Origin of the sequence: Vibrio sp. YT-18, from assembly GCF_033337345.1 — a bacterium.
GTDB lineage: Bacteria > Pseudomonadota > Gammaproteobacteria > Enterobacterales > Vibrionaceae > Vibrio > Vibrio alginolyticus.
The window spans coordinates 125385-146414 of the sequence record NZ_JAWOQO010000010.1 but is presented as its reverse complement, the minus strand read 5'-3'; the positions used below and the strand labels follow the sequence as shown (position 1 = coordinate 146414).

Here is a 21030-nt window from a genome sequence, read left to right as displayed (position 1 = left end):
TTCGATTAGCACTACACTGCTGCTCACGGTAATCGTATCGATAACCCAAACTTCCCCCCTAAGTGGTGTTCAGCAGTTTCCCTCTTGGTGGCCAGTTGGCCACCTTTTTTCTTTCCTTTTAGTGAACGGCTATCAGGCTTGCTTCTTTTCGCAAGCAAGTAAACCATAATGAGCTTCCACTCGGTTGCGACCATTGCGCTTCGCCTGATACAGCACTTCGTCAGCTCTCGCCATGGTTTCTGAGACGCGTTCATTCTGCATTTGGGCAACGCCAATACTGCAAGTTAATGATTCACCGTGCACCCACAAATGATCCTCCACATTTTTGCGAATCATTTCTGCCTTCTCTAACGCTTGTTCAATATTGGTATCAGGGCAAAATACGACAAACTCTTCGCCGCCCCAACGAACGAGTCGATCGTCTGAGTAAATAGAAGTCGCTACCACCATGACAAATTCGCGCAATATGTCATCCCCCATTTGGTGCCCAAATTTGTCGTTCACCTTTTTAAACTTATCCAAGTCCAAATAGAGAATACTGAAGGTGTTATGCCCCCAGCGAACCTGACGAGATTGTTGTTCCAGCCAGTGTTGCACAGCATATCGGTTCATCGCGCCCGTCAAAGCATCTCGATGCGCTAGCTCTGCAAACTCATAGTTTTGAGCTCGCAAAGTATCATTCACCTTTTCCAAATGACGGTGACGCTTTTGCGCTTTTTCATAAGCCACTCTATTTTTTCGTAACTCATGCAGTGAAAAAGCCAGTCCAAGCGCCATCCAAGAGAGTAATAATGCATACAACAATGTTTCTTGCGCAAGGTAAGCGCCTTCAAACTCAATTTTATCAATCACAATTCTATGTTTACCAAGTGCCGCACCAGACCCAGTTGCAATATCAATACGTGTGATGTTTGAAAATTCAGGTGCAGAGTGCTCAATCGCGACTCCGTTATCTGCTAACCACCAGGTCATCACCTGAAGATTTTTAATCGGAATTTCGACAATATCGCTCGAACCCGACGGAGAAAACTGCATGCCATTATATTTAATGGTGTACTCGTCGTCCGGCTTGGAATACTCAGAATTATAATTGCGAAGATACAAACGTAGGTCGTGGCTAGGGTTAGCCCCTATTCCTGCCTCTTCATATCGCACCTTCAATCGAATCGTATGGTAGTTGGAAAGGTCAATACCCTGTGTTGGCGTTGCTGAATCGGTATAAACCGAGATTCCGCAGTAAGGCCAAGCATACGAGCTCTGCTTTAGTTCACAGCTAAGGACTAGGCTTTGCCAATCGTATGTGATATCTGCCTCACTCACACCTCCTTCACTGGCATCTTTAGTTGCATAGATATTGAAATGCTCAGGTGTAATGGTCAGCTTTCGCGTATCGCCAAGCACACTATAAAGGGCAACCAAACTGATAGTGCAAATAGAAAGAGCAAAGATAAAGTTATGGATCCACTTCATGGGCAAGTGACCTGCTGAGATTATACAATACGTGGGGTTCAATAATTTCAAAAATGAAATCAAGGTGATTTATCAAGAAATAAAATCGCTTTTTCATTCAATTCTTAGTTTCGACACATGGTAACGGATTTTGAACCGTTATCACGTTTTAAAATTTCTAAAAAGTGCAGCCCAACTTCTATTTGCGAAGCATTTCACAGCCATAATTTTTAGAAAATAAAACACGATGCATAATAATTTAGTGCAAGACATTTACTTTAAAGCTCCTGTCAACCCTGCATCTCTTCTCCACTTCAGTATATACTGTGCGAAAACACAATAATGAGTAATGTCATGTCATTAATTGCAACTGGCACGCTAAACAAAATGCGTGCTTCTCTGGACGGTGCCGTCAACTACCGTCTTCCTGTCGGTGAGGAAGAAATCGACTTAACTCCTTTTCTGGGTAAAACGCTCACACTGACTCACACTGGCAATATTTTTTGTTGCTCATGTGGAAAGAAAACGAAAAAGAGTTATTCGCAAGGCCACTGTTTTGTATGCATGAAAAAGCTAGCAAGCTGCGACATGTGTATCATGAAGCCAGAGACCTGCCACTACGATCAAGGGACTTGTCGCGAACCACAATGGGGTGAAGAGAATTGCATGGTGGATCACTTTGTCTACCTGTCCAACACATCCAGCTTAAAAGTTGGTATTACTCGTCATACTCAAATCCCGACTCGTTGGATTGACCAAGGCGCGACTCAGGGCTTGCCAATTTTTAAAGTAAAAACTCGCCATATCTCCGGTTTAATTGAAGTTGAACTGGCGAAACATATCGCAGACAAGACCAATTGGCGCACACTGCTTAAAGGTGACGGTGAACCTATGGCATTGCAGGACCGTTTTGCTGAGCTATTGCCTTTAGTCGAAGAGAAAATTGCCGAGATAAAACAGCAATTCGGCGAAGATGCCATTGAAGTATTAAACGAAAGCATTACCGACCTTAGCTACCCGGTACAACAGCACCCAACGAAGATCACTTCGCATAACTTCGATAAAAACCCGGTTGTTACTGGCACTTTGCAAGGCATTAAAGGTCAATACCTCATCTTTGATACTGGCGTTATTAATGTAAGAAAATTCACTTCCTATGAAGTTGAAGTTAGTGAGTAATCGCTTGCAGAACGCGTTGATTCAAATAAAAATGAAAAAAGCTCGAGTTTGACTCGAGCTTTTGTTTTTCTATTAGGAAGAAATCGTTAGTTATGCGTCAAGGATGCTTTCTAGCACATCGAATAACATATCGACTTCTTCTATTGTGTTGTAATGCATACAACCAATTCGCACTACACCACCCGATTCTTCTAAACCAAGTTGACGAACTAAGCCCAACGCATAAAAGTGACCATTCCATACACAAATGTTATGTTCACCCAGTGTTTTCGCGATGAACTCTGGAGAATATCGGTCAAACGTTAGCGCAAAAGTTGGCGTGCGGAGTTGGCTATCTTCCTTTGCGATACCGAATAGATTGACACCATCTAATGCATTCAAACGCTGTAAGAAACGCTCACTCAAGCGCTGTTCATGTTGTTCATACAGTTGGTAGCTTTGCTCCAACCGTTGGCGAAGAGGTAAACCGACTTCACCAAATTGAGCCAGATACTCAACCGCAGAAACGACACCAGCAAGACCTTCAAAACTTTGCGTTCCTGTTTCAAATCGACCTGGACCTATATTAGTGGCAGGCTCGACTTTGTAAGGGCGAATACTGTGGAGCCACTGATCGGCTATGTAAGCAATACCAACGTGCGGTCCGAAAAACTTGTAAGCTGAGCAAGCTAAAAAGTCACAACCTAACGCTTGAACATCAACCAAATGATGAGGCGCATAATGGACGGCATCCACATAAACTTGTGCCCCAACATTGTGCGCCATGCTGACTACTTGCTGTACATCCACAATAGAGCCCGTCGTGTTCGATGCATAAGTCACAGCGACAAGGCGCGTTTTATCAGAAAGAAGGCGGCTTAAATGCTCCATATCCAGCGTACAATCTTCTTCGTTGATACGAACTTGATGAACCGTAACGCCTTTATCTTCTGCCGCTTGCTGCCAGCTGGATACATTTGAATAGTGATCCAAAGCGGAGACAATGATCTCATCTCCTGCTTGCCAATCTCGACTAATCGCGCGACTAAGCTGAAAGGTTAGTGAGGTCATATTGGCACCGAAGACAATATTGCCAGATGAAGGGGCATTAAGTAGAGCCTGAACCGACTCACGCGCATTTTGCATTACGTCAACGGTCACTTGGCTAGAAAAATAATGCCCGCCTAAGTTAGCGTTGAAACGACCTAAATACCCAACCATGCTGTCTAGTACTGATTGAGGCACTTGTGAGCCACCTGGACCATCAAAAAACGTCACGGGCTTGTCGTTGTGGTATTGAGCCAACGCCGGAAATTGCTCTCTGATCTGATTAAGATTGAAGTTCATTACGCTTATCCGTAGCCGTGAGTACAAATACATCCATATGGCCCGCTTCGTCATCAATAACAGAGCGGATTGGGCACGCGTTATGCCACAGCTTGCTATCAGCCAAGATTGCGACCTCTCCGGTTTCTAGCACTTTACGGAAAAATGGGGCTTGGTTATGGCTGCTGTACAGCATGATGTCGCCACCGATGATGTTATGGCGTCCCACACCAACCATTGCAATGTGATCAAAACCGTCTTGGTGCACACCTTCAGGTGCTACTTGGGTTTCTTCTTCCAGTGCCCTGATACGGATTTGGTGAATTTCTATTTCTTGACCGTTTGGCAGATGATTCGCATTGACAAACAATTCACACATTTCTCGAAATCCATCGCTGGTAAGAATATCCTTCTCAATTGGCTCGAATTGTCTTACAACATCACCTTGAAATCGGTTGATATCAGAGGATTGAACAAAGCTATTTTTATTTAAGTCGATGACTTTGCCGTTATCAAAACCAACCACAGAATAACGTCGTAGTCGATACTGACCATCTGCATGTTCGGTACGAGGCAGTTCTTCAAACGATGGGGAAAGCTGCTCAATTGCTGCCATGCTGAGCTGTGTTAAATGTAGAGTATTCTCACGTGAATGTAACATCATTTGCTCCTTTAATGAGGCACATTAATTAACATTTAATTTACACACTAGGTTACGCAAATATTCTGCAATTACCAGCTTTTAACGTTGATAGCTTCAACAAAACGACGAAAACAACATAACAAACCAAACCAAACCACAAAAACAGAGCCATGTTTCAGTTTTACGCTTTGACAATATTTGAAACTAGACTTCTCTACTACGAATAGAATTTTATGCTAGAAGTCAACGTTCTCAATCAATATTTAGTGGGTTCTAATCTATAACCAATTATTCGATCACAATCGTTGTTTATGCTTTTAAAGCACTAAGAATTTCCATACAATCGAGGGAAATGTTACGCCCTTTTTGGAGCCATAATGAGCGACGTAAAACACTGTAAATTATTAATTCTTGGTTCTGGTCCTGCAGGATACACAGCTGCCGTCTACGCAGCGCGTGCAAACTTAAACCCTGTGCTTGTGACGGGAATGCAACAAGGTGGTCAGCTAACCACCACAACTGAAGTTGAAAACTGGCCAGGCGATGCTGAGGGACTGACAGGTCCAGCATTGATGGATCGCATGAAAGAACACGCCGAGCGTTTCGAAACTGAAATCGTATTTGATCACATCAATGAAGTAGAGCTATCACAACGCCCATTTCGTTTAAAAGGCGACTCAGGTGAGTACACTTGTGATGCCTTAATCATATCTACCGGCGCATCAGCAAAATACCTTGGCCTTGAGTCTGAAGAAGCATTTAAAGGTCGCGGCGTTTCTGCTTGTGCAACCTGTGACGGTTTCTTCTACCGTAATCAGAAAGTTGCAGTTGTGGGCGGTGGTAACACGGCTGTTGAAGAAGCGCTATACCTATCTAACATTGCGTCAGAAGTTCACCTGATCCACCGCCGCGATTCATTCCGCGCAGAGAAGATCCTTGTGAAACGTCTGATGGATAAAGTTGAAAGCGGTAATATCGTTCTTCATACCGATCGCACTCTCGATGAAGTACTGGGAGACGATATGGGCGTAACGGGCGTCCGCATTAAAGACGTGAACAGCGGTGCGACAGAAGATATCGATGTAATGGGTGCATTCATCGCAATTGGCCACCAGCCAAACACACAAATCTTTGAAGGCCAAGTAGACATGAAAGATGGCTACATCATCGTTCAATCAGGTCTTGAAGGCAACGCAACACAAACTAGTATCGAAGGTGTATTTGCAGCTGGCGACGTAATGGACCACAACTACCGTCAAGCGATCACCTCTGCAGGTACAGGTTGTATGGCTGCATTAGATGCTGAACGTTTCTTAGACTCACTTGGTGACAAATAACTTTTCACATTTGTGTCATATCCTTAAAGCCCAGCGGTATTCCCGCTGGGTTTTCTTTTGTATACTACCGCCTCATTAAAACAATTATCATTAAGCCTTCACGATGGATAAGAAAAAGCAAAGCAGCTTGAATAAGTGGCTGAAGCAACAAAGTAAGTTAGCCAAGCGCTGGCTTATGATTGCGATAGGCCTAGGCGTACTTTCAAGCGTGTTTTTATTGGCTCAAGCAGCCCTGCTCGCCTCCATTCTGCACCAGTTAATCATTGACCAAGTCGACAAAGCCGACCTCATTTGGCATTTTGTTGGGCTCGGTGGCACGGTTATCGGTCGAGCTGCTTGTACCTGGGGTCGAGAGCTTGCCGGTTACCGTTGCGGGGAGCAAATTCGAGTTTATATTCGCCAACTCATTTTAGATAAAGTTCATAAACTTGGGCCAGCTTACATCAAAGGCAAACCTGCTGGCAGTTGGGCAACGCTCATCTTAGAGCAGGTAGAAGATATGCAAGATTTCTTCTCACGCTACTTGCCTCAAATGTCATTATCGGTACTAGTGCCTTTCATCATTTTGGTTGTCGTATTCCCAGTAAACTGGGCAGCAGGCTTGATCTTCCTGGTCACTGCACCACTGGTGCCTATTTTCATGGCACTGGTTGGGATGAAAGCCGCAGAAGCAAACCGTAAAAACTTTAAAGCGATGCAGCGTTTGTCGGGTCACTTTTATGACCGCTTGCAAGCAATGACAACCATTCGCTTATTCGATAGAACAAAATCTGAAACTGAGACGCTAAAGGGTGCTTCAGAAGTCTTTCGTACTCGTACCATGGACGTTCTGAAAATCGCGTTTCTGTCTTCTGCGGTGTTAGAGTTTTTCACTTCCATTTCTATCGCAATTACCGCTGTCTACTTTGGCTTTAGTTATATCGGGGAGCTGGACTTCGGCTACTACGGCACAGGTGTTACGCTCTTTGCTGGTTTGTTCATTCTGATTCTTGCTCCAGAGTTTTATCAGCCATTACGTGATTTGGGCACGTTCTATCATGCGAAACAGCAAGCGGTTGGCGCAGCAGAAAGCATTGTCGAGTTTCTGGATTTAGAAGTCGATCAAATCAAAGATGGTACCCAAGCGTTAGATAAAAACAGCCCTATCCATATTGAAGCGGACCAGTTAACCATTTTTAGTCCGGAAGGTAAGCAGCTCGCAGGTCCCCTATCCTTCTCTCTTGAAGCCAACAAAAGTACCGCTTTGGTTGGACCAAGTGGTGCAGGTAAAACAAGTTTGGTAAACACCATCCTCGGTTTCATGCCTTATCAAGGTAGCTTGAAGATTAATGGTTGTGAATTGTCGCAACTGGATCTAGCCACATGGCGAGAGGCAGTAAGCTGGATTGGTCAAAACCCGATGCTATTACACGGTAGCATTCGAGATAACATCACACTAGGTAAGCACAATATTCAGGATGCAGACGTACATTCTGTGTTGAATGACTCTCACGCTGCTGAATTTGTTGAAATGCATGGGTTGGATTATCCGATATCTGATCGTTCTGGTGGTTTATCTGTCGGCCAAGCGCAGCGTTTAGCACTGGCTCGCGCCATGCTACAAAATGGTCGTTTTTGGTTATTAGATGAACCAACCGCAAGCTTAGATGCTCGCAGTGAAAAACTCGTGATGGAAGGCATTAACAAGTATGCGCATGCCACAACGAATTTGATGATTACTCACCAACTTGCGCCTTTACAAAACGTATCGCAAATTCTTGTTATGCAGGACGGCCAGATTGTTCAACGTGGTGATTACGCCACACTGTCGACAGAAGATGGCTTATTTAAAGACATGTTGGAAGCGAACCTCGCACAACGTGAAACAGACAAGGGGAACTTAGATGCGTGATTTACTCCCTTATCTAAAACTCTATAAAAAACACTGGTTTGGTCTTTCGCTAGGTATGCTACTGGCATTTCTGACCTTAGCGGCGTCTATTGGCTTATTAACGCTATCAGGTTGGTTTATTTCAGCCGCAGCGGTGGCAGGCTTGACGGTTGCTCGTGAGACCTTCAACTACATGTTACCAGGTGCCGGGGTACGCGGCGCTGCAATGGCTCGAACCGCAGGTCGATGGGGAGAACGTGTCGTTAGCCACAATGCAACGTTCAAGCTGCTTACCGATCTACGTATCTTCTTCTTTAAGAAACTTGCACCACTGATTCCGGGTCGTGTTTCTACGATGCGTGATGCCGATCTGCTCAACCGCTTAGTAGCGGACGTAGATGCGATGGATCACGTATACCTTCGACTTATCAGCCCTGTCGTGATTGGTATTTTTGGCATATTGAGTTTAACGGCTGTCCTGGCGTTCTTTGATTGGCATCTCGCCCTACTGCTTGGCTCGATTCTTACCGTCATGTTGTTTGTATGGCCAGTGCTGTTCTATAAACTGGGTAAAATTAATGGCGAGAATCTCACTCATCATAAAGCGCAATTGCGAGTGGCGACACTGGACTGGCTTCAAGGCTACAGTGAACTGAGTATCTTTGGAGCAGAAGAACGTTATCGTAATCTCATTCTAGAGAAGCAGAAGCAGTTGCTGTCTAACCAATTTGTGAACGCGAATTTAACGGGCATGGCTTCAGGCCTGCTTATGCTGGTGAACGGCATTACACTGGTTGTGATGCTTTGGTTTGCTGCAGACGGCGTAGGTGGTCGTGCTCCTGATCCTTGGATTGCGCTGTTTGCGTTTGCAACCATGGCGAGCTTTGAGATTCTGATGCCTATCGCGGGCGCATTCCAGTATCTCGGTCAAACGTTGACCTCTGCTCGTCGTTTAAATGAAGTAATTTTGGCTGAACCTGACGTTGTCTTCCCTGAGCAGTCGAAACATAAAGACACAACGTTAGACATTGAATTCGACAACATAGATTTTACTTACCCTGACGGTCAGCAAAAGGTGCTGAAAGACTTGTCACTCTCACTACCGTTGGGCACTAAAACTGCAATTGTAGGTCAAACAGGTTCAGGTAAATCAACACTGATTCAGCTTCTTTGCCGCTACTGGGATGTTAACCAAGGTGAAGTTCGAATCGGTGGTACAAAACTGCAAGATTGGAGCGAGTCGGACCTGCGAGCAGCAATGACTGTGGTCAGTCAACGCGTAGATGTACTAAACGGGACACTACGTGACAACTTACTCATGGCCGCTCCGGATGCAAGTGATGAGCAACTGTCTACTATTTTACAAAAAGTCGAGCTTGGCGGACTTCTTGAAGAGCCGGGGTTAGACGCTTGGTTAGGCGACGGCGGTCGTCAGTTATCTGGCGGTGAGAAACGTCGAATCGGCATTGCTCGAGCATTGCTACGTGATGCCCCAATCCTACTCTTAGATGAACCGACTGAAGGCCTCGATAAGCGTACGGAACAAAAAGTGATGGCGCTTTTCAATGAACACTTTGCTAATAAGACAGTAGTATTCATTACACACCGACTGATAGAGCTAGAAAGTATGGATAGCATCTGTTTGATGGAACAAGGTGAGATCATCGAGCAAGGCGACCATCCAACGCTACTCGCTCAAAAAGGTCGTTACTACCAGCTATTACAATCTCTATAATTCGATTTTCAGTGACTAAAAGGGCTCATCAAATGATGAGCCCTTTTGTTATTCCTGTATTATTAGTTACCTAATTAAGCACGTATACAGTGCTGATTTACCGACCAGATTTTTTGAGATAAGCCGCCATTTCATCTTCCGGAACCATGCCCCCACCTGTTGCCCAAACAAGATGTGTTGCGTTTTTGAGTTTTTCTTCGTCAAATTTCATTCGAGACTGGTAAGCATGGTTATTCGAGACGTGCACTGCACCAATCATACCGGCTAATGCAGAAGGCTCTAGATTAATACCTTCCAGTTCACTTAACTCACCCAAGTGGTGATACATACGAGCGTCATCAATGGTGTAAAAACCATCAAGTAGCCTTTCCATCGCTCTTCCGACAAATCCCGAGGCACGCCCGACTGCCAAGCCATCAGCGGCGGTGATGTTATCGATACCCAAATCTTGTACCGAAATATCGTCATGCAAGCCTGTATGTACGCCCAACAGCATGCACGGTGAGTGCGTTGGCTCTGCGAAAATACAGTGGACATGCTCGCCAAATGCTACCTTCAAGCCAAATGCCACGCCACCAGGCCCGCCGCCAACACCACAAGGAAGATAAACAAACAATGGATGATGCTCATCAACAACGATTCCCAAGTCATCAAACTGCTGCTTAAGACGCTCACCCGCAACAGAGTAACCTAGAAACAGCGTCCGTGAGTTTTCATCATCGATAAAGAAACAGTTGGGATCTTTTTCTGCCTCTTTACGACCTTGCTCGACAGCAATACCATAATCTTCTTGGTGCTCTACGACATTAACACCATGTGACCGGAGCTTATTTTTCTTCCATTCCCGCGCATCCGCAGACATGTGGACTGAAACTGAAAAACCCAGCTTCGCACTCATGATGCCGATGGACATACCAAGATTGCCGGTTGAGCCAACCGCAATACTGTACTGCTTAAAAAACTGCCGAAACTCATTGCTGAACAATTTGCTGTAATCATCGCTTTCACAGAGCAAGCCAGCATCAAACGCCAACTTTTCTGCATGAGTGAGCACTTCATAAATACCACCTCTCGCTTTGATCGAACCAGAAATTGGCAAATGACTGTCTTTTTTGAGCATTAAACGGCCCAATATTGGCGTGTCGTATTGCTGCTCCAAACGCACTTTCATATTGGGAATATCCACCACTGGGGACTCAATAATGCCACGCGACGTTTCCGTTTCGGGAAACGCTTTCATCAAATAAGGCGCAAATCGTGCTAGCCGTTCACTCGCCGCTTGAATATCTTCTTCATCTAACCCGACATGAGGTAAGCCTTCCTCCAAGGAAGTGATATGGGGGTTAAACCAACAAACCTCTTCAAGATCAATAAGTGCTGCCAAGAGTGGGAACTGCTTAGTCAGCGCTTCAATATTTGCCTTGGTCATTTTACCTTCCTGGAATGATGTGAGTTGAGATAAACAAAAGCGCCGCAATAGCGACGCTTTGGAGAACAACTATCAGTTTGAGCTTACGCGTAGTTTTTCTCAAACTCTTGCATGAAGTCTACTAACGCTTGAACGCCTTCAAGCGGCATTGCGTTATAAATGGATGCTCGCATACCACCAACTGCTCGGTGACCTTTTAGCGCTTTCAGCCCTTTAGAGTCTGCTAGCTCAAGGAAGGTTGCATCCAGTTCAGGCTTAGCAAGTTGAAATGGCACGTTCATCAAAGAACGGTTTGCTGAGTGCACGCCATTACGGTAGAAATCAGACTGATCGATGTAATCATACAGTAGCGCGGCTTTAGCGCGGTTCACTTGCTCAATCGCTTTTACTCCACCCTGTGCCTTCAGCCATTTGAAAACAAGACCAGACAAGTACCATGCAAAGGTTGGTGGCGTGTTGAACATTGATTCTTTTTCTGCCAAAACAGTGTAATCCAAAATACTTGGTAGTACCTGCTTCGCCATACCTAATAAATCATCGCGCACGATAGCAATAGCAATGCCGGAAGGACCAATATTTTTCTGAGCGCCCGCGTAAATCACACCGTATTTAGACACATCGATTTCACGAGAAAGAATTGTCGAAGACATGTCAGCAACAATCGGTTTGTCGGTGATAGGAAGATCGTTAATCTCAATACCATCAATGGTCTCATTTGGACAGAAGTGAACGTAAGCCGCTTCTGGAGCAATTTTCCATTCACTTGCAGGTAGAACCGCGACTTTCCCGTTGATTTCTGTTTTTGCATCAAACACGTCTGGTTCGCAGTATTTTTTCGCTTCAGCTACCGCGCTTTCAGCCCAATAACCACCATCGATGTAAGTTGCCGTATCGGCATCACCAAGTAAGTTTAGAGGAACAGCAGCAAACTGAGCACGAGCACCACCTTGGCAGAACAGCACTTTATAGTTGTCCGGAATATTCAGAAGATCACGTAAATCCTGCTCGGCTTCTTCTGCAACTTTGATGAACTCTTTGCTTCGGTGGCTGATTTCCATGACCGAAGTACCAAGGCCTTGCCAATCGATTAGTTCCTGTTGTGCTTGCTGCATAACTGCTTTAGGCAGACCTGCTGGTCCTGCACTGAAGTTAAATACGTTGTCCGTATTTTGTTCCATGATGCTCATTGCTCCTGCTATGTAAATATTACGAAATTAATATCACGTTTTTGCAGTGATAAAAACAAGAAAAGAGGTCTTACGACCTCTTTTTAAAGACTAAGCGTTGAATTGGAACAAATTCGCAACAACACGAATTACTGTTGCTGCATCAAAGCAGGCATAAGTAGAGCCACCAATGGGAACTCATGCCCATTTTCGAACTTCAATTTGCCTTCACCAATTTCTGCTTTTAATTGATAACCGCCCTCTACTTTTTCGATCAACTCCATAATAAGGAGCTCATCAATCCCTTCTTGAATAAATGGGTAATGCGTTACTAATTCATCAGAGAAGTAAGTGCTAAGTTCACCAGTAGTGGCCGTCACCAACTTCATTGGATCTTGAGTAATATGCTTAGTACCTTCAGGGATGGATAGTTGCCACTCGTTGTGGAACTTGCCGTCACCGAACGCGAGTGAAAGCTCGTTCACGGATAAATCAAAACCTTTGCTAAACAGCGTATCGACATGCGGCAATAAATTCGCAATTTCCTGCTCATCTAACATAGGAGAGCTTTGATAGATAGACATAATTTGATCAAAAGACTGGCTATCCACATCTGCAATTGAGAAATCCAACTTAAAGTTATCGACATCCGTCCCATCAGTTAAACGTAGTTTCTTAGCATCTAGGTTTAATTGACTGTTCAGCTTATCACCAGACTCACTCATCGTAGTGTTACCACGGTAGCTCGCATTTTCAATCAAAAAGACAGGCGTTAAGTTCGCATCAACCACATCTAGCTTCTCTAGAGAGAAAGATTGCTCGCCTAACCAGTAGCCTTTTGCTTGCTTTCCTTTACCTTGCCCTGTCAATGCATTCAGATGAAGCTCTTCACCGTTTTCAAAATCCACTTGAACAGAAGGAACGGAAACTTGGTAATTGAGATCACCCAATACCGTAACATCACCTGTTACTTTTGCAGGGCTTGTAGAAACAGAAACACCTTGCGCTTCGTTACGATAATGCCAACTGTCTAGGTCGAGGATAAATGCTGTATTGCCATTTAGTTGAGTCTGGCTATGCATCGTGAGAGGCAAAAAGTCATTGTCCACCAATTTTGAATCTGCTGTTAGGCTTGTTAGACCGTGGCTAACATCACTGGTTACGTCAAACGTCGTTGGCATACCATCACGCTCTAACTGCGTTTTAAGCTCAGGATCAACAACTGAATAACGAGTCAGCACGACTGAAGACAAATAGCCACGCTGATACTCGACCACTTCGCCTTTAATCATTTCATCATTCATATTGGTAATACCATCTTCAATGATGGACTGACCAATTTGTCCGACAGCCAATGGCCAACACAGTGCTAATGAGATAGCACCACCAATGGCGCCGATTTTTTTAAGATTTTGCATAACGTCACTTATTAGATATTTTCGGTCAGTCTACCCCAAACCACCTGCGGAGAAAACATTGAGACAAATCAGACTATTGATGCTTATTCTAGTCCATTAATCAGGAATCATACTTGGCTCCCACTCATCATGTCCTTTTATTGTTAAAGTTTGCGTGGCTAAGTTTTAACCGGAGCTAAAACATCTGTGAATCGTTATGCTGTGTTGTGTCTCGACAACAACCCAATCAGTGCTGAACAGTTTCGATTGGAGCTGTCTGCCTTCTCAAGTAAGTTTGATATTTTTTCTGTCGAATCGATAGAAGAGGCTCAAAGCGCTTTAGAGTATCTAGAAGAAAGAGAACAGACTGTTGCTTTAGTTATAGCGAGCCATCACGCTCATTTTAACGGCGTGGATTTTCTTATTGGTTTAGACCGGATGCCACATACCGAGCAAGCAAGAAAAATTCTTATTAGCTGCTCGTCTGATATAGAGGCAATTCTCACTGCCGTTAATGAGGGCAGGCTCGACCACTGCCTCACTAAACCTTTGCCAGATCACGTCTTATTTAACACAGTGCAAAAAGAGCTGACCCAATTTATCTTGCGAAATGGCAAAGAAGACCTGCTAAGTTACAGTCAGATATTGGATCATCACAGCTTGTTGCGAGCGCACATCAATAACCAGATGAGCCATTATCAAGCCGGATTCTTACACGACTACCACTCGATGTCTGATGCCGAGTTAGCCGAGCAAGTGATCTCCGCTCTCCAGCAATTTTTTAAAGATAATGACGAAACAAGAGCGTGCCGTACATACTCACCTGAACACTTATTAACCGTGGAAGGCGAGCCAAATTGCTTTTTGTGGTTTATCACCGAAGGTGAAGTGGCTCTGTACAAGCGCGATGAGCAAGGCATGCAGCGAGAGGTTGTACGCCATAACAAAGGGAATATTGTCGGAGGCATGTCGTTTGTTACTGGGGAATGTTCTTTCTCGACAGCTCTGACACTAACCAAAACAGAAGTTATCAAACTCGATCGCAACGTATTCAATAAAGTGATGCAAAGCGACTCAAACTTACTGCCTCTTTTTACAAACTTGCTCTTACGCCACTTCAACCGCCGATTGCAAAGAAGCATCAACACCAAACTGCAACTTCAAAAAACGCTCGAATCTTTAGAATCAGCCCACCAGCAGCTCATTGAAAGAGAAAAAATGGCGATGCTTGGCCAATTGGTTGCGGGAGTGGCACACGAACTAAACAATCCAGTAGCCGCGATATTGAGGGGCGTAGAGAATTTAACGCATACGCTAGAACGATTACTTAACGATGCGCCCAGTTCCGATATACAAAGCAAAGGCATTGAATTACTGAGCAAAGCGCAAACCTCAAAACCCGCTTCAACCGCCGAGCTCAGATCACGCGTAAAAGCGCTTAGCCATACTCTTCCAGACCGAGCATTGGCAAAAAAAGTGGTGAGCCTTGGATTAGAGTCCGATCAAGAGCTACTTACCCAACTAACGAGAAAGCAGAAAGCGTCTTATCATGCTCTCAATACACTAGAGCAATACCACAAAGCAGGTTCTACACTTCGCTCAATTAATGTCTGTGCAGCACGAATTGCTGATATGGTAAAAAGCCTGAAAGGATATGCTCGGTCAGATGATGAGACCCTGCACTATGCCGATATTCATGAGGGCATTGAAGACACCTTGGTGATTTTCGAGAACAAATTAAAAATGCACCAAGTTTCAACCGACTATGCAAACTTGCCTTCCATCCTTTGTCAACCGATCGCACTCCAACAGGTGTGGACGAACTTGGTCTCTAACGCCATTGACGCATTTCCAGAGAAAGGTGTGTTAAACATACAAACACGCCTTATAGAAAAAGAGCACACACATTATGCCGTTATCTCATTTGAAGATAATGGATGTGGCATTCCTGAATCGCAAAGAGACGCCATTTTCGAGCTGAACTTCACCACAAAAAAAGAAGGTAATTTTGGCTTAGGCATCGGGCTGTCCATCTGCCAGCAAATCGTAACAGCACACAGAGGGTGGATTGACGTCGAATCAGAGATCGGCCAGTTCACACGAATGACCGTCTGGTTACCAGTCATCGAAGAAGGAGATGAAACATGACCAAGTATCTAATTTTATGTGTCGATGACGAACGAGAAGTCTTGGATAGCGTGCTCCAAGATCTTGCTCCCTTCGAGGAGAACTTTGTCGTCGAAGGAGCGGAATCGGTGACTGAAGCTCGGCAAGTGATTGAGGAGATGGCGGAAGAAGAAGTTCAGCTTGCGCTCATTTTATGTGACCACATTATGCCGGAACAAACTGGGATCAGCTTCTTAATCGAACTCAGTCAAAATGGTGACACAAAAGCAGCGCGCAAAGTTTTACTCACAGGACAAGCTGGTTTGGAAGACACCGTAGAAGCCGTAAATAACGCGAGTCTCGATTATTACATTGCCAAACCTTGGAAAGGTGAAGCATTGAGAAAAGCAATCGTGTCTCAGCTTACCGCGTTTGTGATTGAGAATGATGATAACCTGCTATCCTGGACTCAAATCCTTGATTCTGAGGCAATCCTCAACGCCATGGCAGAAAGAAGAGCAAGCTTTGGCGAGTAATAAAGTGTTTGGTTCTAACTTGAACTCAACGATGCTCATTGCACCACCTAACCTCGCATAGTCGAATGAGGTTAGAAAAACATCGTTACTTGTCCGAGTGAAATTCTCGGACACTACGTATATGGCGTAGTTTTTGCTTAAACCAAGGAACTATTAAGTTAATTGACAAAACATCGACACATTTTTGTTGGTCGTGGACCTTCCTTTTTATTATGATGTCGGACAAATCAGATTACGGTTCAAGTGGTTGCTTGAATCCATGGAAATAATGAACAAGGTTTATCGTTAGTTATGCGTAAAACACTATTAGCCGCTGCCTTACTAGTGGCATCAAGCCATGCCCTAGCTGCAAACGATCGCAATGCGCCAGCAACTATGAGCAACTTTAGCTACGACTATTTCGAAGCACGTATTGGCGCAAGTCCTGTGACATTTGGTGCTGGATTCAGCAAATCAATTCACCCGAACGCGCATGTTATTGCTCGTATTGACTCTGAGTTTGAAAGTGATTTTGACTCAGCTGCAGGCTTTGGCTTCCATTCTCCGCTAAACAACTGGGCAGATCTTACTGGTGAAATGCTAATGCGCGTTGTGCAACCTTCGAATGAGAGCAGCACAGATGTTGGTATGGAGCTTAACTTAGGTGTTCGCCAATGGTTGGGCCCTCAATTAGAAGTAGGCGGCAAAGTCGGCTACGTTTCTATCGATAACGATGACGATTGGACTGGCTCTGCCTACGCTCGATTCCACTCAACAGAGCTTTTCTCTTTGGGTGCTGAAGCTCGTATCAACGATTTTTACGGTGATCAGGTAATGTTCACTACGCGTTTTAAGTTTTAAGATTTGTGCTGTAAGAAAAGAGCAAATTAAAAAAACAAAAACCGAGGTCTCTGCCTCGGTTTTTTTGTCTAATTTAATGACTAACTCAATGAAGTGGTAAAAAACTTCAACGTCCTTTTTCCGCTTTTCACACTTGCTTTTACGACCCGCTAACTCCATCGAAACGAGTCAATCATTGTGCGATCAGCTTCGCTTAGTCACACAGTGCCAATAACTGTTTTTTACGCGGCTCTTGGATCAGTTTCCAATGTACGCCATCAGTTGCACCAGCAAATTTCCACAGTAGCTTTACATCAACATCATTACCGTAAGCCGTTTTAACTTTGTTGAAGACTTTTACAGGTCCAAGTTCTAAAAAGGTTTCTACGTCATCAACACCGGCTTTCTTGACCATACGTTCAAGGGTTAGTTGCATGTTGGGTAAGTCTCTTAAGCGTCTACTGGCAGAGGACTTTTGATATTTCCGTTCCTTAATTGAGTATTCAATTGATTTCTGTACCAGTTCATCAAGCCCTACATATCCGGATTCGAATAAATCGGTTACATCATAATAATTTACGGTTGCCGTCGTCTGTTTTTTGACGTGCTTATACTTCTCACAGCTCAGTTGAGTAAACACTTCATCTAGCCCATTACCACCACGTAAGTAGCAGCAATCATTGCTGACAAGCGCAAACATAGCATCATCGGTGAATAAACCAATACCACCGAACATAGAACGTTTTTGGTACTCACTGAAGGTGCGTACATATTTAAAAAAAGCTTGGTCTGTCATGTCCATTGACCTCTTTAATCTGAATAAATTACCCCGATTAGCGATGTCACCAGATAAACAGCAGCTTATAGCGAATTATAAATGTCGATTTGTTGGCGATATTTTTGTGAGTTGTGCTCACCAACTTGCTTAATCATACTTAACGTTGAAAAATAAGTTAGGACATAGGTCACATATAAAAAAGTATAAATTCTGCATACGTGATTAGTTTCACACTTATTGTTTGTGTGGTGATATTTTTTTGACGCATAGCATGCCTAAAACACGCCATCATTATGATCTCGCTGGCAATTACGGGCACATAATACGCATTTAATTGATAAAGAATACGCTGTAAGGGTACACTGTACGAAAGATCTCAAGTACAGCGTCACAATGGAACATTTATCATTTTTTTGGCTGCCAAATAATAAAGATAAGCTTATCAACGCACTGGAATCCGAGTTTGCTCAGCTGGTAGAACAGTCCATCGCCACGGGTAAGATTTCGTTACCTCCTATTCCTGATGTCGTGCTTAAAATTCAGCAGTTATGTGTCGAAGAACACACCACGATTGCCGATGTTGCTAACTGTTTATTGGAAGATCCCGGATTAGCAGCGGTCGTTTTACGAGTCGCTAACTCTGTGATTTTCAATCGCAGAAATATCACCTGCAACGACTTAACTACAGCGGTATCTCGTCTCGGAATACTTCGTGTACGTGATATTGTTACCGCACAAGCGATTGAGCAACTTAAACACTCAGTTAATCTCACTAAAGAATGCAATGCCATCTTGGTGAAGAGTGCCGCGATATCTCGTGAGCTCGGTGCCGTCATGGTGATGTTGGTTCAATCGTTTCGTAGCCACGAGCCAGGCACTTATGGCCATCTAGAGCAAGAAAAGGCGTTATTGGTCGGTCTATTAGCCGATATTGGGTTATTTTGCCTAATTAATGAGTACCACTTGTACTTAGATAGGGGCAATTACTTAGACCCAGATATTGCATTGCAGATCTTCCAAACACGTTGTTCTGCCACAAGTAAACTGGTACTTGAGCGTTGGGGGTTTGACAACGACTTTAGAGAAGTATCCTCAAATGAAAAATACGAGTTAACGCGACCAGAAGTGAGTTATCTCGACATCGCTAGAATTGCGCATCATTTATTGATGTTCCGCAATCACGATGAACGCATTGACGAACATGAAGTTGAATTCAACTTAACTGGTGCAGAAGTCTTGTATGAACTTAGTAACATGAGTGATACTGACTTCAATGATCAAATCCGTGCTGTACTCAATGCTAGCGGTTTGTAATTTATCGCTTTCTGATAATACCTTATCCGTGATAAAACGATTCGCTCAAGGCTGAGCTGTGTGTGGTGAAATGTCTTTAATTTCAACCGATAGATAATTTGATTTATGCGTGTTGATGTTATCTCAAAAAGGAATCATTGAGCTTTATGTTTTCAGGGATGCTATTTATTTTCGCTCCGCTTGTGGTGGGGTATCTAATTCCTATATCTCGATCTTCGTTATTGGAGAAGATCAATCAGTCAACGTCCTACCTTATTTACGTCATTTTGTCGTTGATGGGTCTTAGCTTGGCGGCGCTCGATAATTTAAGCAGCAACTTACAAAGTATTCTCCTCTATGCGAGTACGTTTTTTTTGTGTCTAAGTGCCTGCAACCTGTTGGCTCTGCCTATTATTGATAAAATTATTCCACTCCAGACCAATCAGAATCAAAAGAAGCTACCGTTATCTTCGATGGCTTTAGAGTCTGTTAAGCTTATCGTGGTCGTTGGCGGAGGGTTAGTGGTTGGCCTGCTGTTACCCATTGATTTGAGTTGGGTAGATACAGCAAGCGAATGGATACTCTTTCTACTTCTATTTTTTATTGGTATTCAGCTGCGCAATAGTGGACTTACTCTGCGTCAAATCCTATTAAATAAACAAGGAATGGCCATTGCGGCTGTTGTCATCGCAACATGTATGCTTGGTGGCGTTCTTGCAGCGGTGCTTTTGGATCTTCCTCTTTATCAAGCACTCGCAATGGCTTCAGGTTTTGGCTGGTATTCCCTCGCAGGTATTTTAATGGGTGACGCTTTTGGTCCGGTATTTGGTGGCGCGTCGTTCTTGATTGAATTGATGAGAGAGCTAGTCGCACTGGTTGCCATTCCTCTCTTTATTCGTAGCTATCCGTGCACCGCAATTGGTTATGCCGGTGCAACAGCAATGGACTTCACCCTACCCGTTATTCAAACCACCGGTGGTGTGCGTTGTGTTCCTGTTGCTATCGTTAGCGGCTTTATTTTGAGTTTATTGGTACCAGTTATGATGCTTTTCTTTGTATCACTTGCTAGCTAGATCTCAGGTTTTCGCTTTAACATCCATTACAATACGGCAAAAATTTAAATACCCAGTTAACGTCAAAGTGGTCAATATTTTTTGGCAAGACCCCTCTTTCTTTTCGTCATTCAGCCCAACGATTTGTCACGACCAAATAGAAAGAAGGGAGAAACATCAACTGATGTGCATTGCGTTAATAAAGGGATAACAACCAGAAGGAAGAAGAATGAAACGCTTTGTCGTTGCAGCGCTCCTCGCTACAAGCTCAACTTTTACGCTTGCCGCAGATCAACAATGTCTTGCTAGCAAATACGATGGCTACGTCGATGCCTCACTACAGTGGTATCAAGATCTAGTTGATTTGACGGTTACCCAATATCCAGATCTGAAAGAAGTTAGCCAATGGTTCTTAGATGGACGTAAACATCACTTTGAATTAAACCGCGAAGCGGTTCACTACTTTCTAGAGAACGACCCTAGCCGCGTTGCGACGGAACAGCCAATCGAAGCATGGTTAAAACTAGAGCAACATGACGTTAAGCAGTTAGCGACCCGAAGCGATAAGTTAGGTGAAGTTGCAAAACAGACATTTAGCGACCGTCAATCAACTAACCACCCAAAAAACTACGAGCTTCGTTCAGCATTCGCTGATCTGCTTAGTCATCCCCAACAAATTGATACCGCACTTAATAAGTACAATCAGTCAATAGAAAAGATTGAAAAGCAGAAATGTGACTAAGGTTGCTCGCATTAGTCGTTGATTAGCATTCAAAAACACTAGAATGTTTTAACGTACTCAATCTAGAATTTTTTAATGTGAATATCGTAACCTTCACCTAAAATTTTCATTTCTACAACTTGGGTTTCAACAATTAAAACGGGACTTTGCGCCCGTTTTAGTTTAGATTGTGCCGCTCGCATTACCAAAATAAC

General features: G+C 43.9%; 17 protein-coding genes. 10 read left to right on the top strand and 7 right to left on the bottom strand.

All coding sequences use genetic code 11. The features are described from left to right. Window positions 1-132 precede the first annotated feature (132 nt). On the bottom strand, window positions 133-1470 hold the full coding sequence (locus R7M72_RS15280) for a GGDEF domain-containing protein (RefSeq protein WP_258494135.1): 1338 nt from the start codon (window positions 1468-1470) through the stop codon (window positions 133-135). 333 nt (window positions 1471-1803) lie between these two features. Here R7M72_RS15280 and R7M72_RS15275 point away from each other — a divergent pair, with 333 nt between their 5' ends. Further along, the gene (locus tag R7M72_RS15275; RefSeq protein ID WP_005377984.1) at window positions 1804-2628 is read left to right on the top strand and encodes a DUF2797 domain-containing protein; all 825 of its coding nucleotides are present in this window, start codon (window positions 1804-1806) and stop codon (window positions 2626-2628) included. A 90-nt stretch (window positions 2629-2718) separates the two neighbouring features. Here R7M72_RS15275 and R7M72_RS15270 read toward each other — a convergent pair whose 3' ends face one another. Together R7M72_RS15270 and R7M72_RS15265 are read right to left on the bottom strand one after the other, a co-directional pair. Next, window positions 2719-3954, bottom strand: a complete 1236-nt coding sequence (locus tag R7M72_RS15270; protein WP_315956963.1) for a cysteine desulfurase-like protein — start codon at window positions 3952-3954, stop codon at window positions 2719-2721. Continuing rightward, window positions 3938-4594: a 2OG-Fe dioxygenase family protein gene (locus tag R7M72_RS15265; protein WP_005377989.1), complete on the bottom strand. Its 657-nt coding sequence runs from the start codon at window positions 4592-4594 to the stop codon at window positions 3938-3940. Before R7M72_RS15265 ends, R7M72_RS15270 begins: the two co-directional genes overlap by 17 nt. 359 nt (window positions 4595-4953) lie before the next feature. Here R7M72_RS15265 and trxB point away from each other — a divergent pair, with 359 nt between their 5' ends. The 3 genes from trxB to cydC all read left to right on the top strand — a co-directional run bounded on the left by trxB (window position 4954) and on the right by cydC (window position 9518). Then, window positions 4954-5913: a thioredoxin-disulfide reductase gene (gene trxB, locus R7M72_RS15260; RefSeq protein WP_005377991.1), complete on the top strand. Its 960-nt coding sequence runs from the start codon at window positions 4954-4956 to the stop codon at window positions 5911-5913. Window positions 5914-6016: 103 nt separating this feature from the next. Further along, window positions 6017-7804, top strand: coding sequence for a heme ABC transporter permease/ATP-binding protein CydD (gene cydD / locus R7M72_RS15255; protein WP_005377993.1), 1788 nt, complete (start codon window positions 6017-6019; stop codon window positions 7802-7804). After that, the gene (gene cydC / locus R7M72_RS15250) at window positions 7797-9518 is read left to right on the top strand and encodes a heme ABC transporter ATP-binding protein/permease CydC (RefSeq protein ID WP_315956962.1); all 1722 of its coding nucleotides are present in this window, start codon (window positions 7797-7799) and stop codon (window positions 9516-9518) included. The genes cydD and cydC overlap by 8 nt, the downstream gene beginning before the upstream one ends. Window positions 9519-9615: 97 nt before the next feature. Here cydC and R7M72_RS15245 read toward each other — a convergent pair whose 3' ends face one another. From R7M72_RS15245 to R7M72_RS15235, 3 genes are all read right to left on the bottom strand, one after another. Further along, the gene (locus tag R7M72_RS15245) at window positions 9616-10947 is read right to left on the bottom strand and encodes a D-serine ammonia-lyase (RefSeq protein WP_085569572.1); all 1332 of its coding nucleotides are present in this window, start codon (window positions 10945-10947) and stop codon (window positions 9616-9618) included. Between the two features lie 83 nt (window positions 10948-11030). After that, window positions 11031-12125 (bottom strand): 3-phosphoserine/phosphohydroxythreonine transaminase, encoded by a 1095-nt coding sequence (gene serC / locus R7M72_RS15240; RefSeq protein ID WP_005378000.1) that lies wholly within the window; start codon window positions 12123-12125, stop codon window positions 11031-11033. Between the two features lie 137 nt (window positions 12126-12262). Beyond that, window positions 12263-13531: a DUF945 family protein gene (locus tag R7M72_RS15235; protein WP_042521988.1), complete on the bottom strand. Its 1269-nt coding sequence runs from the start codon at window positions 13529-13531 to the stop codon at window positions 12263-12265. A 186-nt stretch (window positions 13532-13717) separates the two neighbouring features. Between R7M72_RS15235 and R7M72_RS15230 the strand changes: the two genes are divergently transcribed. From R7M72_RS15230 to R7M72_RS15220, 3 genes are all read left to right on the top strand, one after another. Then, entirely contained in the window at window positions 13718-15658 is a 1941-nt protein-coding gene (locus R7M72_RS15230) for an ATP-binding protein (RefSeq protein WP_053349539.1), read from the top strand. After that, window positions 15655-16152 (top strand): response regulator, encoded by a 498-nt coding sequence (locus tag R7M72_RS15225; protein WP_005378005.1) that lies wholly within the window; start codon window positions 15655-15657, stop codon window positions 16150-16152. Before R7M72_RS15230 ends, R7M72_RS15225 begins: the two co-directional genes overlap by 4 nt. 291 nt (window positions 16153-16443) lie before the next feature. Beyond that, window positions 16444-16992, top strand: coding sequence for a hypothetical protein (locus R7M72_RS15220; RefSeq protein ID WP_005378006.1), 549 nt, complete (start codon window positions 16444-16446; stop codon window positions 16990-16992). A 193-nt stretch (window positions 16993-17185) separates the two neighbouring features. Here R7M72_RS15220 and R7M72_RS15215 read toward each other — a convergent pair whose 3' ends face one another. Next, window positions 17186-17773, bottom strand: a complete 588-nt coding sequence (locus R7M72_RS15215) for a TfoX/Sxy family DNA transformation protein (RefSeq protein ID WP_005378007.1) — start codon at window positions 17771-17773, stop codon at window positions 17186-17188. A gap of 369 nt (window positions 17774-18142) precedes the next feature. On the opposite strand from R7M72_RS15215, the gene R7M72_RS15210 reads away from it, so the two are divergent. The 3 genes from R7M72_RS15210 to R7M72_RS15200 all read left to right on the top strand — a co-directional run bounded on the left by R7M72_RS15210 (window position 18143) and on the right by R7M72_RS15200 (window position 20836). Further along, window positions 18143-19063: an HDOD domain-containing protein gene (locus R7M72_RS15210; protein ID WP_005378009.1), complete on the top strand. Its 921-nt coding sequence runs from the start codon at window positions 18143-18145 to the stop codon at window positions 19061-19063. Window positions 19064-19209: 146 nt separating this feature from the next. Next, entirely contained in the window at window positions 19210-20115 is a 906-nt protein-coding gene (locus tag R7M72_RS15205) for a lysine exporter LysO family protein (RefSeq protein ID WP_005378011.1), read from the top strand. Between the two features lie 208 nt (window positions 20116-20323). After that, on the top strand, window positions 20324-20836 hold the full coding sequence (locus R7M72_RS15200) for a hypothetical protein (RefSeq protein WP_017634875.1): 513 nt from the start codon (window positions 20324-20326) through the stop codon (window positions 20834-20836). Window positions 20837-21030: the final 194 nt, after the last annotated feature.

Bases quoted from the DNA above. Each gene is read 5' to 3' on its own strand.
- serC (WP_005378000.1), bottom strand. From the start codon at position 12,125: ATGGAACAAAATACGGACAACGTATTTAACTTCAGTGCAGGACCAGCA.
- R7M72_RS15200 (WP_017634875.1), top strand. From the start codon at position 20,324: ATGAAACGCTTTGTCGTTGCAGCGCTCCTCGCTACAAGCTCAACTTTT.
- cydD (WP_005377993.1), top strand. From the start codon at position 6,017: ATGGATAAGAAAAAGCAAAGCAGCTTGAATAAGTGGCTGAAGCAACAA.
- R7M72_RS15205 (WP_005378011.1), top strand. From the start codon at position 19,210: ATGTTTTCAGGGATGCTATTTATTTTCGCTCCGCTTGTGGTGGGGTAT.
- R7M72_RS15220 (WP_005378006.1), top strand. From the start codon at position 16,444: ATGCGTAAAACACTATTAGCCGCTGCCTTACTAGTGGCATCAAGCCAT.
- R7M72_RS15215 (WP_005378007.1), bottom strand. From the start codon at position 17,773: ATGGACATGACAGACCAAGCTTTTTTTAAATATGTACGCACCTTCAGT.
- R7M72_RS15225 (WP_005378005.1), top strand. From the start codon at position 15,655: ATGACCAAGTATCTAATTTTATGTGTCGATGACGAACGAGAAGTCTTG.
- R7M72_RS15235 (WP_042521988.1), bottom strand. From the start codon at position 13,531: ATGCAAAATCTTAAAAAAATCGGCGCCATTGGTGGTGCTATCTCATTA.
- cydC (WP_315956962.1), top strand. From the start codon at position 7,797: ATGCGTGATTTACTCCCTTATCTAAAACTCTATAAAAAACACTGGTTT.
- R7M72_RS15265 (WP_005377989.1), bottom strand. From the start codon at position 4,594: ATGTTACATTCACGTGAGAATACTCTACATTTAACACAGCTCAGCATG.
- R7M72_RS15245 (WP_085569572.1), bottom strand. From the start codon at position 10,947: ATGACCAAGGCAAATATTGAAGCGCTGACTAAGCAGTTCCCACTCTTG.
- R7M72_RS15210 (WP_005378009.1), top strand. From the start codon at position 18,143: ATGGAACATTTATCATTTTTTTGGCTGCCAAATAATAAAGATAAGCTT.
- R7M72_RS15280 (WP_258494135.1), bottom strand. From the start codon at position 1,470: ATGAAGTGGATCCATAACTTTATCTTTGCTCTTTCTATTTGCACTATC.
- trxB (WP_005377991.1), top strand. From the start codon at position 4,954: ATGAGCGACGTAAAACACTGTAAATTATTAATTCTTGGTTCTGGTCCT.
- R7M72_RS15275 (WP_005377984.1), top strand. From the start codon at position 1,804: ATGTCATTAATTGCAACTGGCACGCTAAACAAAATGCGTGCTTCTCTG.
- R7M72_RS15270 (WP_315956963.1), bottom strand. From the start codon at position 3,954: ATGAACTTCAATCTTAATCAGATCAGAGAGCAATTTCCGGCGTTGGCT.